This is a genomic window from Catenulispora pinistramenti (genome assembly GCF_018274385.1).
Lineage (GTDB): Bacteria > Actinomycetota > Actinomycetes > Streptomycetales > Catenulisporaceae > Catenulispora > Catenulispora pinistramenti.
Map to the genome: position 1 here is coordinate 43,021 of NZ_JAAFYZ010000025.1, position 14,799 is coordinate 57,819.

Genomic DNA, 14,799 nt, shown 5'->3' on the forward strand with positions numbered 1-14,799 from the left:
ACCGACCGCCGCGCAAGACCGACCGCCGTGCGACACCGACCGTCGCGCACGACTGACCGTCCCGCAGACAGACCGCCGCGCGCGACGAGACGACGACCCAGCCGACCCCCGAGGTGAGTGACCCGATGGCCCGCAAGAACCTGCGCCTGATCAAGCCCGGCGAGTACCGGCCGGACTGGTCTCAGTCCGCGCGCGGAGGCGGCATCTCGCCGATCTTCCCGGCGTTGGTCGCCTGCTTCGTGGCCAGCGGGATCGCGCTGTACAAGGGCTACGGCAGCGATCGCGCCGGGGTGTTCATCTTCGTGCTCAGCGGCTGGCTGATCTCGCTGTGCCTGCACGAGTTCATGCACGCCGCGGCCGCCTACTGGGGCGGCGACCACACCGTGGCCGGCAAGGGCTACCTGCGCCTGGACCCGCGCGTCTACGGGCACCCGGTGCTGACCTTCGTGCTGCCGCTGTTCTTCCTGCTGATCGGCGGCCTGCCGCTGCCCGGCGGCGCGGTGATGATCGAGTCGCACCGGCTGCGCGGTAAGTGGAAGGACTCGCTGGTCTCGGCGGCGGGGCCGGCGGTGAACGTGGTGTTCTCGGCGGTGCTGATCGTGGTGCTGAAGGTGTGGGGGCCGGGCTACATCCTGTACCCCAGCATCCCCGCCCACGCCGGCGCCTTCTGGTCCGCCTTGACGTTCCTGGCCTACATCCAGGTCGCGAGCGCGATACTGAACCTGCTCCCGATCCCCGGCCTGGACGGCTACGGCATCATCGAGCCCTTCCTCAGCGCCGACTGGCGCCGCATGGGCGCCCAGATCGCGCCCTACGGCATCCTCCTCGTCTTCGCGCTGCTCTACGCCCTCGGCCCGGACCGGAACTTCATCGCCAAATGGGCTCAGGACATCCTGAACGGGCGCACGCCGGTCAACGGCCAGTACTTCGGGTACCACCTGTTCCGGTTCTGGGACACGCTCAGCTACTAAGTCCCCGCTGGATTCACGGGGTCAACGCGGCGATACAAGCCCGCAGTGCTGAGGCGAGTTGGCGTTGCTGACCGGTGTCGAGCCCGGTCAGCATCCGCTGTTCGACGACGGTCACCGCCGCGTCGCAGGCCTGAAGGGTTTCGCGTCCCCCGTCGGTAAGTTCAGCCTGAAGGATCCGCCCGTGGGTGGGATGCCGGCTGCGGATGGCCCAGCCGCGCTGTTCGAGGTCGCGCAGGTTCTCGTTCATGCTCTGCGGGGTGATGAACGCGCGGCGGGCCAGTTCGGCGTTGGACAGGCCCGGTTCCTCGGCCAGGGCCGTGAGCACGGCGAACTGGGTGAGGGTGACGCCGTACTCGTGGAGCGCCCGGGTCATCTGGGCGTTGAGTGCGGCCTGGGCCTTCTTGATCAGGTAGCCGGGCCGGTCGACGGTGTCCCGCGGCTGGTGCGCATCGCCCATGGTTCCCCTCCTCCGTCTTCGGTCTGCTGATTGATATCAGGTTACCTTGCATAGTTCGGGGTTCGCGTCTACTCTGAATATCAGGTTCCCTGACATCAAAGGAGTGGTGCCGTCATGGCTGTCACCGGCCCGTCGTTCGTCGCGCTGCAGGTACACGACTTGGAAGCGTCTGCCCGCTTCTACGAGGAGCGGCTGGGGCTCACCCGCGCGCCCGTCTCCCCTCCGCACGGAGTGGTGTTCGATACCCGGCCGATCCCGTTCGCGGTGCGCGAACCCCTGGTCGACCTGGACGCCAGCGACAAGCTCGGCTGGGGTGTCGTGCTGTGGCTCCAGGCTGAGGACGTCGACAAGATCCACGCCGACCTGGTCGAGCACGGCGTGCGGATCGTGACCGAGCCGTTCGACGGCCCGTTCGGCCGGACCTTCGCGTTCGCCGACCCCGACGGGTACGTCGTCACGCTGCACAGCTGACGGCCCACGCGGCCCACGGGGTCCACGCAGCCGTCAGCCGTCAGGCACCGCCGAACCGTGAGCGCCCGCCGCGGATTCCGCGGCGGGCGCTCGAAGTCCGGCGACTACGCCAGTCCGGCGCGGCGCAGCGCGTCGGCCAGCGCGCCCTGCGGCTCGCTGTTCCCGCCGCGCCGATCGCCGCCGCGACCGCCGCCATTGCCCCCTCCGTTGCCGCCACCGCCGCCGTTGCCGCCACCGCGCCGGTCACCGCCGCCGCCCTGGCCGCCGTTCCCGCCCCGCCGGTCGGCACCCCCGCCACCGCCACGGCCGTCGCGCCCGCGACCGCCGCCGCCGCCGTTCTCCGAGGACTGCCGCTGCCGCCCCGGCCCGCCGGACCCGCTCCCGGCCTCGTCGTCCAGCCGCAGCGTCAGCGCGATCCGCTTGCGCACCGCGTCCACGTCCAGCACCTTCACCCGCACCACGTCGCCGGGCTTCACCACGTCGCGCGGGTCCTTGACGTAGGTCTTGGACAGCGCCGAGATGTGCACCAGGCCGTCCTGGTGGACGCCGACGTCGACGAAGGCGCCGAAGGCCGCGACGTTAGTGACCACACCCTCCAGCAGCATCCCCGGCTGCAGGTCGCCGATCTTCTCGACGCCCTCCTTGAAGGTCGCCGTCTTGAACGCCGGGCGCGGGTCCCGGCCGGGCTTCTCCAGCTCGGCGAGGATGTCCGTCACGGTCGGGACGCCGAACGTGTCGTCGGCGAACTGCACCGGCTTCAGCGCGCGCAGGGTCTTGGTGTCGCCGATCAGTTCCTTGATGCCGGTGCCGGTCGTCGACAGGATCCGGCGGACCACCGGGTAGGCCTCCGGGTGCACCGAGGAGGCGTCCAGCGGGTCGTCGCCGCCGGGGATGCGCAGGAAGCCCGCGCACTGCTCGAAGGCCTTGGCGCCCAGGCGCGGCACGTTCTTGATGGCGCCGCGGGTCGCGAACGGGCCGTTGGCGTCGCGGTGCGCCACGATGTTGTCGGCCAGCGAGGAGCCGATGCCCGACACCCGGGTCAGCAGCGGCGCCGAGGCGGTGTTGACGTCCACGCCGACGGCGTTCACGCAGTCCTCGACCACCGCGTCCAGCGAGCGCGACAGCTTCCCCTCGGCCAGGTCGTGCTGGTACTGGCCGACGCCGATCGACTTCGGGTCGATCTTCACCAGCTCGGCCAGCGGGTCCTGGAGCCGCCGGGCGATGGACACCGCGCCGCGCAGCGAGACGTCCATGTCCGGCAGTTCCTGCGAGGCGAACGCCGACGCCGAGTACACCGAGGCGCCGGCCTCGGAGACCATGATCTTCGTCAGCTTCAGCTCCGGCAGCCCGGCGACCAGTTCGGAGGCCAGCTTGTCGGTCTCGCGGGAGGCGGTGCCGTTGCCGAACGCGATCAGCTCGACCTTGTGCACCTTGCACAGCGAGGCCAGCTTGGCCAGCGCCTCGCTCCACTTGTTCTGCGGGACGTGCGGGTAGATGACGTCGGTGGCGACCACCTTGCCGGTGGCGTCGACCACGGCGACCTTCACGCCGGTGCGGTAGCCCGGGTCCAGGCCCATGGTGGCGCGGGTGCCGGCCGGGGCGGCCAGCAGCAGGTCGCGCAGGTTGGCGGCGAAGACCCGGACCGCCTCGTCCTCGGCCAGCGTCCACAGCTGCATCCGGATGTCCACGGCCAGCCGGACCAGGATGCGGGTGCGCCAGGCCCAGCGCACGGTGTCGTTCAGCCACTTCACACCGGCGCCGGCCGTGCTCGGCGAGGGGACGGCGAAGTTCTTGGCGATCCGGACCTCGTAGCCGCTCGGCGTCACCGGCGCACCGGGCTCGGCGTCCTCGGGCTCGGGGTCGAAGGTGAGGTCCAGGACCTCCTCCTTCTCCCCGCGCAGCAGCGCCAGGATGCGGTGCGAGGGCAGCGCGGTGAAGGGCTCGGCGAAGTCGAAGTAGTCGGAGAACTTCGCGCCGGCCTCCTCCTTGCCCTCGCGGACCTTGGAGGTCAGCCGGCCGGACTCCCACATGCGCTCGCGCAGCGCGCCGATCAGGTCGGCGTCCTCACCGAACCGCTCGACCAGGATCGAGCGCGCGCCGTCCAGGGCCGCCGCGGCGTCCGCCACGCCCTTGTCGGCGTCCACGTAGTCCGCGGCGCTGCCGGTCGGATCGAGGTTCGGATCCGCGAGCAGCGCGTCGGCCAGCGGCTCCAGCCCGGCCTCCCGGGCGATCATCGCCTTGGTCCGGCGCTTGGGCTTGAACGGGAGGTAGATGTCCTCCAGCCGGGACTTGGAGTCCGCGGCGAGGATCTGCGCCTCCAGCGCCTCGTCGAGCTTGCCCTGACCGCGGATGGACTCCAGGATCGCCTCCCGGCGCTCCTCCATCTCGCGCAGGTAGCGCAGCCGCTCCTCCAGGGTGCGCAGCTGCGCGTCGTCCAAGCCCTCGGTCACCTCCTTGCGGTACCGCGCGACGAACGGCACGGTCGCACCGCCGTCCAGGAGCTCGACGGCCGCCCGGACTTGCCGGTCGACGACGCCGAGCTCCTCGGCGATGCGCAGGTGGATGGACGCTGCTGTCGCTGCCACGCGTGGTACTCCCGCCAGGTGAAAAGCCTGCTATCTCGCGAGAGCGATCCTAGCGACTACAGGACGAACTTCTCCGCGACCGTCGAGTACTCGAAGAGTTCTTCGTCGGTGAACCACAGCGCGACTTCCTGCTTGGCCTCGTCGATGTTGCCCGAGGCGTGCACCAGGTTGGCCACGGCGATGCCGTTGGCGGTGGCGTAGGCCTTGTTCTGGTGCGCGAAGTCGCCGCGGATGGTGCCCGGGGCGGCCTCGTTCGGGTAGGTGGAGCCGACCAGCTTGCGGACCGTCTTGACCGCGTCGATGCCCTCCAGGACCAGGGCGAGCACCGGACCGGACTGCATGAAGGCGGCGGTGGCGTTGTAGACGCCGGCGCCGAAGCGCTCCTCCAGGTCGAAGTAGTGCTTGCGGGTCAGATCGGCGTCCATCCAGACCATCTTGGAGCCGACCACCTTCAGCAGCGCGTCCTCGAACCGGGTCAGGACCCGTCCCATCGTGCCGCGCGCCACGGCGTCGGGCTTGAGCAGGACGAGCGTCCGCTCGACGGGGGCGCCGTTGTCGGTCATATGCGTGGTCCTTCGCTCTTCGACGATGTTTCCGATACTTCTGTAAGCATCTTATTGGGCGCGCGCGACGGTGATGATTTCGCGGCTGTCCGCCGTCAGCGGCCCGCGCTTCCAGTCGCCGTACTGGTCCTGGATCCGGAAACCGGCTTCTTCCAGGAACGGGTTCAATGTCTCGGGGATGTGGAAGCGCAGCGTCGTGCCGGAGACGCGCAGCGGCGCGCCGTCCGGGAGCGCGGTGGTCTCGGTGAACGTCACCCGGGGGCCGTCGACCCGCTCCACCTGATACCAGCCGCGGATCTCGCGGCCGTCGGGCAGCGTGAGGTTCCCGGCGTTCGAGGGGTTCCACTCCTCCCAGGCACGTCCCTGCAGGTGGCGGGTGCCGAACACGAAAGTGCCGCCGCCCACCAGCGCCCGGCGGATCGCGGCCAGCGAGGCCCGCAGGTCCTCGTCGGTAGCGAAGCACTGGAAGGCGTTGCTGGCCATCACGGCGAGGTCGAACTCCTCGGCGTAGGCCATCTCGGCGGCGGTCGCCCGGACCCACTCGATGTCCGTCCGGCGCCGGGCCCGGGCCAGCATCGACTCGTCCGGATCGACACCGACCAACCGGCCGGTGTGCCCGGCGGCCCGGGCCGCGTGCAGCATGCTCCCGGTGCCGCAGCCCACGTCGAGGACCGCTTCAGCGGCGGCGACCGCGTCGGAATAGAAGCGGTCGGCCGGCCAGTCGGGATCCCAGGGGTTCTCCAGGTCGTATACGAGAGCTGAATCATCGTCGGTGAAGGTCTGTGAGTCCTGATCCACTCGGACAGCTGTAGCCGGAAAAGCCGGTACCGTCCACTGGTTTTCACTGTTCCTAGCAGGAACTTCGCTGCTCGCCGTCGAGTGCCTGCCGTTAACCTCGCGGTTGCAAAATCGCGTTGTATCGCGTGTCACAATAGGCGGGTAACGAGTCCGCGAGTCGGACCCGCACATAGGGGTGGGGACCGTCCGCGGACTCCAGGTCGCGATAGCCTGAGGGGGCTCTTTCGTGAGTGGTAACGCGTTGACCAACGCGGATTCGGAACCGGGCGTCTTCGCCCGGGTCGTGTCCGGGCGCAGATCCAAGTGGGCGGTGTTCGCCGCCTGGCTGGTGGTGATCATCGCCCTGGGCAGCTTCGCCACGAAGCTGAACGGCGCCCAGAAGAACGACACCACGTCTTGGCTGCCCAAGAGTGCCGAATCCACGAAGGAACTGAAGATCGAGGGTGACTTCCACCCGAACTGGTATCCGGCGATCCTGCTCTACGCCCGCTCGACCGGGCTGACCGACGCCGACAAGGCGCAGGCCCAGCACGCCGCGGCGATCATGGAGCAGGACCCGCCGGCGAAGAACCTGGACCTGGTGGTGCACAACGCCGTCCAGACGATCCCGGTGACCACCGGCCCGAACGCCGGCAAGGCGATCCAGATCATCGTGCCGGTGAACCCCGGCAGCGACGGCTGGAACAAGTTCCCGGACACCGTCACGGCCATGAAGGCCGCGCTCGGCCCGCCCACCGCGGGCCTGCAGACCTACGTGACCGGGCCGATGGGTGAGGCCGGCGACGAGGCCGACGCCTTCAAGAAGATCAACGGCTCGCTGACCTACTTCACCGCGTTCGCGGTGATCATCATCTTGCTGATCGCCTACCGCAGCCCGATCCTGTGGCTGCTGCCGCTGATCACGGTCGGCGGCGCCGCCCTGACGGTGGCCGAGTCGGTGATCTATCTGCTGGCCAAACACGCGGGACTGACGGTGAACGGCCAAGCCGCGTTCATCTTGATCGTCCTGGTGTTCGGAGCGGGCACCGACTACGCGCTGTTGCTCATCGCGAGATATCGGGAAGAGCTCAGACGGTACGAGGACCGGCACGAGGCGATGGCGCACGCCGTGCACCGAGCCGGGCCGGCCCTGGTCGCCAGCTCCGCGACGGTCGCCGTCAGCATGCTGATCCTGCTGGTCGCCGAGATGAACTCGACCAAGGGCATGGGCCCGGTCCTGGCCATCGGCGTGATCATCGCACTGTGCGCGATGCTGACCCTGATGCCGGCGCTGCTGGTGATCTTCGGCCGCTGGGTGTTCTGGCCGGTGCGCCCGACGTTCGGCTCCGACGAGCCGACCCAGCACGGAGTCTGGGCCCGCATGGGCAAGCGGATCGCGGTCCGGCCGCGCGCCGTGTGGGTGGGCACCGCGGTGGTCCTGGTCGCGCTGGCCGGCGGCATCACCGAGCTCAACGCCCACCAGCAGACCGTGGCCGAGCAGTTCGTCACCAAGCCCGCCTCCGTGACCGGCGCCGAGGTGCAGGCCCAGTACTTCCCGGACAACTCCGGGCAGCCGCTGGCCGTCATCGGCGACGCCGGTCAGCTGGACGCGGTCGTGGCCAAGCTGAAGACGGTCCCGGGGGTCGACCCGAACGGCGTCGACGTCCCGAAGACCCTGAAGAACCCGATCGTCAACGGGCACTTCTATGTCGAGGCGGCGCTGACCGACGCCCCGGACTCCAAGGCCGCGCAGAACACGGTCGACCGGGTCCGCGCCGCGGTGCACTCGATCCCGGGAGCCGACGCCGTGGTCGGCGGCGGCCCGGCGGTGACGCTGGACATCGCCCGCGCCTCCAGCCACGACAGCAAGCTGATCATCCCGCTGATCCTGTTGGCGGTGTTCATCATCCTGGGCCTGCTGCTGCGCGCCTTCCTGGCCCCGCTGCTGCTGATCCTGACGGTCATCCTGTCCTTCGGCGCCTCGCTGGGCATCAGTGCCCTGGTGTTCAAGGGCCTGGGCTGGCACGGCGTGGACATCGGGATGCCGCTGTTCGGCTTCGTGTTCCTGGTGGCCCTGGGCATCGACTACAACATCTTCCTGATGACCCGGATCAGGGAGGAGTCGGTCCGGCGCGGCACCCGGCGCGGCGCGCTGATCGGCCTGTCGGCCACCGGCGGCGTGATCACCTGGGCCGGACTGGTGCTGGCCGCCACCTTCGGGGTGCTGGCCACGCTGCCGATCGTGCCGTTCGCCGAGATCGGCTTCGCGGTCGCGCTCGGGGTGCTGCTGGACACCATGATCGTGCGGTCGGTGCTGGTCACGGCGCTCACGCTGGACATCGGCAAGGTGATGTGGTGGCCCTCGCGGCTGTCCCGGTCCGACGAGCCCGACGGCGGGACGCTGGCCGCCGCGCGCTCCTCGGATGACAGCGTGCTGGTGTAGGTGCCGGCGTAGCTGAGCGACGGCGATCGGGAGGTTCCCGACCGGGAACCTCCCCATCGCCTTGTGCCCCGCTACTGCCCGGCGAGTTGCTCCACGACCGGCGCCATGGCGTCCAGGTCGTCGATCAGGAACGAGCTGATCCCGAAGCGTTCCCGCAGTTCCAGGAACTTGCGCGTCAGGTCCTTGGCGCTGCCGACGAACGTGTGCGGCGACTCCAGGACCTCCTCGACGCTCAGCTCGACACCGGTCTGCTGCCGGATCCGGTCGACGCGGCGCCGCGCCTCGATCCGGGGCTCGGCGGTGACGACGATGGGGCCGCCGGCCGGATAGGTGTTCAGCTCGATCTGCTCGAAGCGGTCGCCCGCGGCCGCCCGGATCCAGCCGATCTTCTCCTCGGTCGCCGCCGCGGTGATGCTCGGCGCGTCCAGGCGGGGAGCGCCGTCGCCGATCACGATGCGCGGCGCCAGCCCGACGATCTGGGCCTGCCGGCCGGCCAGCGTCAGGAACCGCTTGCCGCCCCCGCCGAGGAAGAACGGCGGATGCGGCCGCTGCACCGGGGCCGGGATGTCGGCGAGATCGGTGATCGTGTAGTACTCCCCGGCGAAGGAGAACGGCCCCTCGGTGAAGCTGCCCTTGATGACCGCGATCGCCTCGGTCAGCTGCTTGATGCGGACGCCGACCGGCTCGAAGGGGATGCCGATCGCGTCGTATTCGGGCTTGTTCCACCCGGCGCCGATCCCGATCTCCAGGCGGCCGTCCGACAACCGGTCGAGGGTCGCCAACTCCTGGGCCAGCACCGCCGGGTGCCGCAGGCTGTTGTTGAGGACGAAGGTGCCGACCCGCAGGCGCTCGGTCACGGCCGCGACCTGCGCCAGCGGGAGCAGCGGGGCCAGGCCCATGAGGTGGTCGGGGATCACGAAGGCCGAGTAGCCCATCGCCTCGGCTTTGCGGGCATGGGGGATCAGGTGGGAGAACTCGTCGTTGTCGTCGATCGTCGCGAGGAAACGAAAAGGACGCATGCCGGCCATCTTTCCGGACGGTGCCGGTCTGTGGCTGGTTCCCGGGTCGGTCCCCTGAAGTCCCATCAGGGCCGTCAAGCCCCGGAAGCGGCGATCGCCGCCGCGACTTCCTCGGCACTGGGCGCCTCGGCCGCCCACGCAATATAGCCGTCCGGCCGGACCAACCGCACCGGGCCGCCGTCCGCCGCCACCGCCGCCGTGACCCCCGCTTCGGCCGCCACCGCATGCAGTTCCGGCGGGGCCAGCAGCACGAAACCGCCGCCTCGCAACGCTTCCAGCAAGCGCTCGGGTGTGCCGGTCAGCGCCACGTCCCCGGCTCGACGCCCGGTCAGCGCGTGTGCGCCCCGCGGAGCCGGATACGTGATCCACAGTCCCGACAGGGCGAAGCCGATCCGCCGGTTCACCGCCGGCCGCGCGAGGGCGAAGTGCATCGCCAGGTTCCGGGCCTTGCGGGCCGGCGTCATCTTGATCTGCGCGGCCCGCAGCAGCCGGCCCGATCCCTTGATCACCGCGGCGCCGACCGGATGGCGCTCGCGCTCATAGCTGTCCAGCAGCGCCTCGCCGGCCCGGCCGCGCAGGACCGCGATCAGCTTCCACGACAGGTTGGCGGCGTCCAGCAGGCCGGTGTTCATGCCCTGGCCGCCGGCCGGGCTGTGGGTGTGCGCGGCGTCGCCGGCCAGGAACACGCGCCCGACCCGGTAGCGCTCGGCCTGCCGCTCGTCGCTGTGGAAGCGGCTGGACCAGCGCGGTTCGCCCATCCCGAAGTCCGAGCCCAAAGTCTCGCGCAGGATGTCGCGCACCTCGGCCAGCTCCACCGGCTCGGTCTCGGCCTTGGCGTGCTTCTGGTCCCAGCAGATGATGCGGTGGTAGCCGTCCTTGAACGGGGCCACGAAGGCGAACTTGTCGCCATCGGTGTTGGTCGCGATGCGGGTCTGCGGCGGGTGGGACAGCTTCGCGTCCGCCAACATCACCGAGGCCACCACGGTGTGCCCGGGGAACTCCACGCCGAGCAGCGAGCGGACCGCGCTGCGGCTGCCGTCTGTGCCGACGACGTAGGCGGCGCGTTCCTCGCGGGTGCCGGACGCTTCGCGGACCGTCACGGTCACGCCGTCCGGGTCCTGGCGCAGGCCGACGACCTCGGTCTCGTACCGGATCCGCACGCCGAGCCGTTCCAGCCGCTCGTACAGCACCGCTTCGGTCTCGTACTGCGGCACCACCAGCAGGTACGGATACGGGGTGGGCAGCTCCGAGACGTCCACGACCGCGGTGTCGAACAACCGCAGCGACCGCACCGGCGCACCGCGCTCGATCAGCGGGGCGGCGATGTCCCTGGAGTCCAGGGCTTCCAAGGTGGTCGCGTGCACGACCAGCGCGCGGCTCAGGTTGGAGCGGCCCGGGTGCCTGCGCTCCAGCAGCGTCACCGGGATGCCGGCCGCCGCCAGATCACCGGCCAGCAACAGCCCGGTGGGACCGGCGCCGACCACGACCACGCCTCGACTGTCAATGTCTTTATCTCGGTTCTCTGACACGCCTCGGAACGTAGCGTCCGCAAAGGCCTGGAGTCCAGAGCACCGACAGCGGTGCGGCCTGCGCACTCAGGGCGATTGCGGAGCCGGGAAGCCAGGGGATCCGCCGATGGCCACCGGGCCACCGTCCCTACGGATCCCCCTGCTGACCAGTCCTGGACCCCCGGTCCGCCCGGATCAGGTCGCCAGGCGCATCGTCGCGCCCCACGAGGAGTTCATCCGCATGTCCAGTTCCCGGACCGAGCGGGTGTCCCCGAAGTTGTCCATCTTGCGGCGCACGTTGAAGATCCGGTCCCAGCCGATGCCGTACCAGTGCTTGTCCAGGTTCACCAGGGCCCGCTCCAACGTGACGCAGGCCTGCTCGATCTCCTTGGTGCGCACGTGGATGTCCGCCATGTCGGCCAGCACGATGGTGCGCTGCTTGGCCTCGTTGGGCTTGAGCGCCATCAGCGAGCACAGCAGCGCTTCCTGGGCCAGTTCCGGACTGCCGCCGTTGATGTGGCAGAAACCCTTGAAACCGTTGAGGCGCGTGGCGTCGAAGTAGTCCAGCCACTCCGGGTCCGGGACGCTGGAGCGGTCGGCGTCCGACAGGGCCTCCTCCGCCCTGCCGATCAGGTCGACCGCGCGCTTGTGATCGCCCAGCCGGGCCTCGATCTCGGCGTCCACGGCGTGCAGCCAGGAGCGCTGGACCGCGCTGACGCCCCGGGCGGCGTGCGCGTAGGCGGCGCGCATCAGGTCCCGGGACTCCCCGGCCTTGCCGTCCCAGGCCGGGACGAAGGCCAGGTGGGCCAGGATCGCCGAGCCCAGCTGGTGGTCGTCGGCCTCGCGGGCGGCGACCAGGGCGTTGCGGTAGTGCATGCGGGCCGGCTCGGTCTTCTTCAGGTCGAAGAACGCCAGCCGGGCGGCCAGCAGCGAGGCCTCGGCCAGCGAGCCGGCCAGCCGGGAGCGCTGGGTCTGCGGTCCGGTCCCGCTCAGCAGTGCCGCCCCGAGCTGGGCGTGCGCCACCGCCGGGGAGTACATGCGGGCCGGGGGGACCGTGTAGTACAGGGATCGCTGCTGGCTGGTGATGAACTCATAGCCGTCCACCATCTGGCGGTCGAACGGGACCGCGCGGCCGGCCGGGTCGGCGGCGGCCGGGAGCCGTTCGGAAGCATCGGCGGCGTACGCGGACTCACCTGCCCCGGCCACGGTCAGCGCCGCTGCGGCGCTGGTGACGAACTCTCGTCGCTTCACTGGGTCGTGCCCTCCAGATCGGTCGGCGGGCCGCGTGCGGCACAGCCCTGCCATCCGTCCGTGTTGCGTGGCTCCCCCAGCTACTCCGTCCTCCTCGGGCTCCGCTTCCGGAGCACGCCCAGTCGCGGCGGTCGGTGGCTGCGACGATTCCGGCCGCGGCGCCCACGGCACCGACCATCCGACCTGGAATCCCATCTGCGCGACGGAGACGCCGAAGACTTCTTCCAAGACCCGCTGGTACGCCGGGAGCGGACACGGCGGATCCTCACTCTCCCACCGGCGGACCTGCCGGACGGACAGTGACAGCACTTTACCAAGCGCGCGGGAGGCTTTCTCGAACTCGGCGGCGAATTCGGCCTGAGTCCAGTGCCGGGACAGCCGCAAGGCCTTCAGCGCGGTGTTGCCCGCCGGCTTCCTACCCGGGGAAGAGCCTGGATCCACCTGCATGGCAGAACCCTTCGGTCCATGCGCCTGGAGCGGACCGGCCCCGCGCCGACCGCAGCCCGACACGGCGGCGGCCCGTGGGCCGGCCGTCGCAGAAGGCTGGTTCAGACGTTAGACCCGAACAAGCCTCCAATGGTAGTACAACCACCCGAAAGGACTATGGCGAATACCTGCGAAAGCCGGGATCAGCCTGATCAGGGCCCTGCGACAGACGGTGGTTTCGGCAAAAAATCTCCTTCTTACCGGGCCGGGACCGGCGCCACACCCGGCATTGCCGATCGGGGGCCGACATGGGACCGGCGGTGCGGTGGTGCGGCCAGTTGGCCTATCACTGTTGCCATAACATCGTGCGAAAAATTCTCCACCCCCAGTGGTTTATCCGCCGCCGCGCCGATGAACCCCATCCGAGCGCCATACCGCCTTCTCGGGTGAATCCGCCGATGCTCGTGCAACCGCGCGTGCATGTGCCGTGACCGGTCGGGACCGGGGCGTTCATCGAAACGAGCTGAGAAGATTTCGCCCCGTTCGGCGGGAACACCGCAAGCCCGTGATCCGTTACACCCGTAACCCGGCGTTGCCGCTGACGGCATCCAGCTGAGAGGCGGTGCGACTGCGCCCGGGTGAGTCACGGCAGGTGCGCGGGGAAGCCTGTGCAGAACTAAAGGCAGTGGAGGGGGTGAGCCGACCATGGCTCAGCAGACCACGGTGCGAGGAGCCGTCGGACCGATACCGGTCCGCTCGTCGTCGGCCCGGACGGCGGCCCGGATCCCGCCGATCGCCGAGCTCAAGCTCGGCTGGCAGGAGCGGGGACTGTGCCAGTCCGGGGACGCGGCGGTGTTCTTCGCCCCGGATTCGGAACGGATCCGGGAACGGGAGAAGCGCGAGACGACGGCCAAGCGGGTGTGCGACGACTGCCCGGTCCGCCAGCAGTGCCTCGAGCACGCGCTGGCGTTGCCGGAACAGTTCGGCATCTGGGGCGGATTGACGGAGCTGGAGCGGGCCGAGGAGTCCCGCCGGCGCCGGGGCGCGGCGACCGGTGCCCGACCGGTCGTGGTGCCGATCCGCATCGGCACGCAGCGCGACCGGGGCTTCGCGGACGCCCAGGCGGCCAGGGAGGGGACCGAAGTGGCGGCCTGACCCGCCACGAGCGCACAAGAGCACAAAGAGACTTACCCAGCACAGAAGACTTACAGCAACACGGCAAGACAGCAACGCAGCCACGTTACGGACAAGCGCCGGGTGGGCCGGGAGGCCACCCGGTGCTTGTCTTTTGCCGCGCCGGCGGGAAACAACAGCGGACCGGATCCACGGCTTTCCCAGCCATCACCGCCAGATCCCCCGCGCCTGCTTGATGGGCCATCACGCGTTGGTTACCGGGAATTCGGCGCCGAACAACACTTAACGCGTTGTACCTGACCGTATTTCAGCCGGCTGCCGAGAAAGCGCAATCGGCTATCGGGCGAAAACTCAACTCCCGGCAGCGATCGCGTAACAAGCGACCGCCGCAGCGGCCGCCACATTCAGCGAATCCACCCCGGCCGCCATCGGAATCCGCACCCGCAGATCGGCGGCCGCCAACGCCGGGTCCGACAGGCCGTCCCCCTCGGTTCCGAGCAGCAACGCCACCTTGTCCTGCGGCCCGAAACGCAGGTCCCGCAGGTCGATCGCGGTCGGACCGGGTGTCAGCGCGACGGTGCGGAAGCCGTGCTCGGTCAACGTCGCCAGGCCCCCAGGCCAGGAATCCAAGCGCGCGTAAGGCATCGCGAAGACGGTCCCCATCGATACCCGCACCGAGCGGCGATACAGCGGGTCCGCACAACTCGGCGTCAGCAGCGCCGCGTCCATGCCGAGCGCCGCCGCGCTGCGGAAGATCGCACCGAGGTTGGTGTGGTTGACGATGTCCTCCATCACCACGACGCGCCGCGCGCGCTCCAGCACGGTCCCGGCCGACGGCAGCGGGGTGCGCTGCATCGAGGCCAGGGCGCCGCGGTGGACGTGAAAGCCGGTCACCGCCTCCAGCAACGCTTCGTCGCCGACGTAGATCGGGGCGTCGACGGCATCGATCAGCGGCCGCATCGCCGCCGCCCACTTCGGCGACAGCAGCGTCGAGCGCATCGGATAGCCGGCGGCCAGGGCGCGGCGGATCACCTTCTCCCCCTCGGCGAGGAACAGGCCCTCGGCGGGTTCGCGGACCTTGCGCAGCTCGACGTCGGTGAGGCCGGAGTAGTCGTGCAGGCGCGGGTCGGACGGGACGGTGACTTCGATCAGTTCTCCCACACCGCCGAATCCTGCCGTATCCGGCGGCGCAAA

12 protein-coding genes are annotated in these 14,799 nt (G+C 69.9%); 4 read left to right on the forward strand and 8 right to left on the reverse strand.

Annotated elements, in window-relative coordinates; translation table 11 throughout:
- Positions 1-125 precede the first annotated feature (125 nt).
- Positions 126-971: a site-2 protease family protein gene (locus KGQ19_RS10385; protein WP_212008875.1), complete on the forward strand. Its 846-nt coding sequence runs from the start codon at positions 126-128 to the stop codon at positions 969-971.
- A 13-nt stretch (positions 972-984) separates the two neighbouring features.
- On the opposite strand, the gene KGQ19_RS10390 is transcribed toward KGQ19_RS10385, so the two are convergent.
- Positions 985-1,428, reverse strand: a complete 444-nt coding sequence (locus KGQ19_RS10390; RefSeq protein WP_212008876.1) for a MarR family winged helix-turn-helix transcriptional regulator — start codon at positions 1,426-1,428, stop codon at positions 985-987.
- A 114-nt stretch (positions 1,429-1,542) separates the two neighbouring features.
- Here KGQ19_RS10390 and KGQ19_RS10395 point away from each other — a divergent pair, with 114 nt between their 5' ends.
- Complete coding sequence (locus tag KGQ19_RS10395; protein ID WP_212008877.1) at positions 1,543-1,899, forward strand: VOC family protein; 357 nt, start codon at positions 1,543-1,545, stop codon at positions 1,897-1,899.
- 104 nt (positions 1,900-2,003) lie between these two features.
- On the opposite strand, the gene KGQ19_RS10400 is transcribed toward KGQ19_RS10395, so the two are convergent.
- From KGQ19_RS10400 to KGQ19_RS50960, 3 genes are read right to left on the reverse strand one after another with little or no spacing between them, the layout of a single operon-like run.
- Positions 2,004-4,484, reverse strand: a complete 2,481-nt coding sequence (locus tag KGQ19_RS10400; RefSeq protein ID WP_212008878.1) for a Tex family protein — start codon at positions 4,482-4,484, stop codon at positions 2,004-2,006.
- 56 nt (positions 4,485-4,540) lie between these two features.
- Positions 4,541-5,047 (reverse strand): nucleoside-diphosphate kinase, encoded by a 507-nt coding sequence (locus tag KGQ19_RS10405; RefSeq protein WP_212008879.1) that lies wholly within the window; start codon positions 5,045-5,047, stop codon positions 4,541-4,543.
- A 51-nt stretch (positions 5,048-5,098) separates the two neighbouring features.
- On the reverse strand, positions 5,099-5,845 hold the full coding sequence (locus KGQ19_RS50960; protein WP_212008880.1) for a class I SAM-dependent methyltransferase: 747 nt from the start codon (positions 5,843-5,845) through the stop codon (positions 5,099-5,101).
- Between the two features lie 226 nt (positions 5,846-6,071).
- Between KGQ19_RS50960 and KGQ19_RS10415 the strand changes: the two genes are divergently transcribed.
- On the forward strand, positions 6,072-8,267 hold the full coding sequence (locus KGQ19_RS10415) for an MMPL family transporter (protein WP_212008881.1): 2,196 nt from the start codon (positions 6,072-6,074) through the stop codon (positions 8,265-8,267).
- Positions 8,268-8,338: 71 nt separating this feature from the next.
- Here KGQ19_RS10415 and KGQ19_RS10420 read toward each other — a convergent pair whose 3' ends face one another.
- The 3 genes from KGQ19_RS10420 to KGQ19_RS10430 form a co-directional block, all read right to left on the reverse strand.
- Positions 8,339-9,286: a TIGR03621 family F420-dependent LLM class oxidoreductase gene (locus KGQ19_RS10420; RefSeq protein ID WP_212008882.1), complete on the reverse strand. Its 948-nt coding sequence runs from the start codon at positions 9,284-9,286 to the stop codon at positions 8,339-8,341.
- Between the two features lie 74 nt (positions 9,287-9,360).
- Positions 9,361-10,815: an FAD-dependent oxidoreductase gene (locus KGQ19_RS10425; RefSeq protein ID WP_212008883.1), complete on the reverse strand. Its 1,455-nt coding sequence runs from the start codon at positions 10,813-10,815 to the stop codon at positions 9,361-9,363.
- A 174-nt stretch (positions 10,816-10,989) separates the two neighbouring features.
- Positions 10,990-12,492 (reverse strand): helix-turn-helix domain-containing protein, encoded by a 1,503-nt coding sequence (locus KGQ19_RS10430; protein ID WP_498038948.1) that lies wholly within the window; start codon positions 12,490-12,492, stop codon positions 10,990-10,992.
- 684 nt (positions 12,493-13,176) lie between these two features.
- On the opposite strand from KGQ19_RS10430, the gene KGQ19_RS52690 reads away from it, so the two are divergent.
- Entirely contained in the window at positions 13,177-13,626 is a 450-nt protein-coding gene (locus KGQ19_RS52690) for a WhiB family transcriptional regulator (protein ID WP_212008885.1), read from the forward strand.
- Between the two features lie 330 nt (positions 13,627-13,956).
- Here KGQ19_RS52690 and KGQ19_RS10440 read toward each other — a convergent pair whose 3' ends face one another.
- The gene (locus tag KGQ19_RS10440) at positions 13,957-14,766 is read right to left on the reverse strand and encodes a TrmH family RNA methyltransferase (protein WP_212008886.1); all 810 of its coding nucleotides are present in this window, start codon (positions 14,764-14,766) and stop codon (positions 13,957-13,959) included.
- Between the last annotated feature and the right edge of the window lie 33 nt (positions 14,767-14,799).

What these genes read in the sequence shown, in the direction of transcription:
- KGQ19_RS10420 (WP_212008882.1), bottom strand. Translation starts at nt 9,286, where the DNA reads ATGCGTCCTTTTCGTTTCCTCGCGACGATCGACGACAACGACGAGTTC.
- KGQ19_RS10430 (WP_498038948.1), bottom strand. Translation starts at nt 12,492, where the DNA reads ATGCAGGTGGATCCAGGCTCTTCCCCGGGTAGGAAGCCGGCGGGCAAC.
- KGQ19_RS10405 (WP_212008879.1), bottom strand. Translation starts at nt 5,047, where the DNA reads ATGACCGACAACGGCGCCCCCGTCGAGCGGACGCTCGTCCTGCTCAAG.
- KGQ19_RS10385 (WP_212008875.1), top strand. Translation starts at nt 126, where the DNA reads ATGGCCCGCAAGAACCTGCGCCTGATCAAGCCCGGCGAGTACCGGCCG.
- KGQ19_RS10395 (WP_212008877.1), top strand. Translation starts at nt 1,543, where the DNA reads ATGGCTGTCACCGGCCCGTCGTTCGTCGCGCTGCAGGTACACGACTTG.
- KGQ19_RS10390 (WP_212008876.1), bottom strand. Translation starts at nt 1,428, where the DNA reads ATGGGCGATGCGCACCAGCCGCGGGACACCGTCGACCGGCCCGGCTAC.
- KGQ19_RS52690 (WP_212008885.1), top strand. Translation starts at nt 13,177, where the DNA reads ATGGCTCAGCAGACCACGGTGCGAGGAGCCGTCGGACCGATACCGGTC.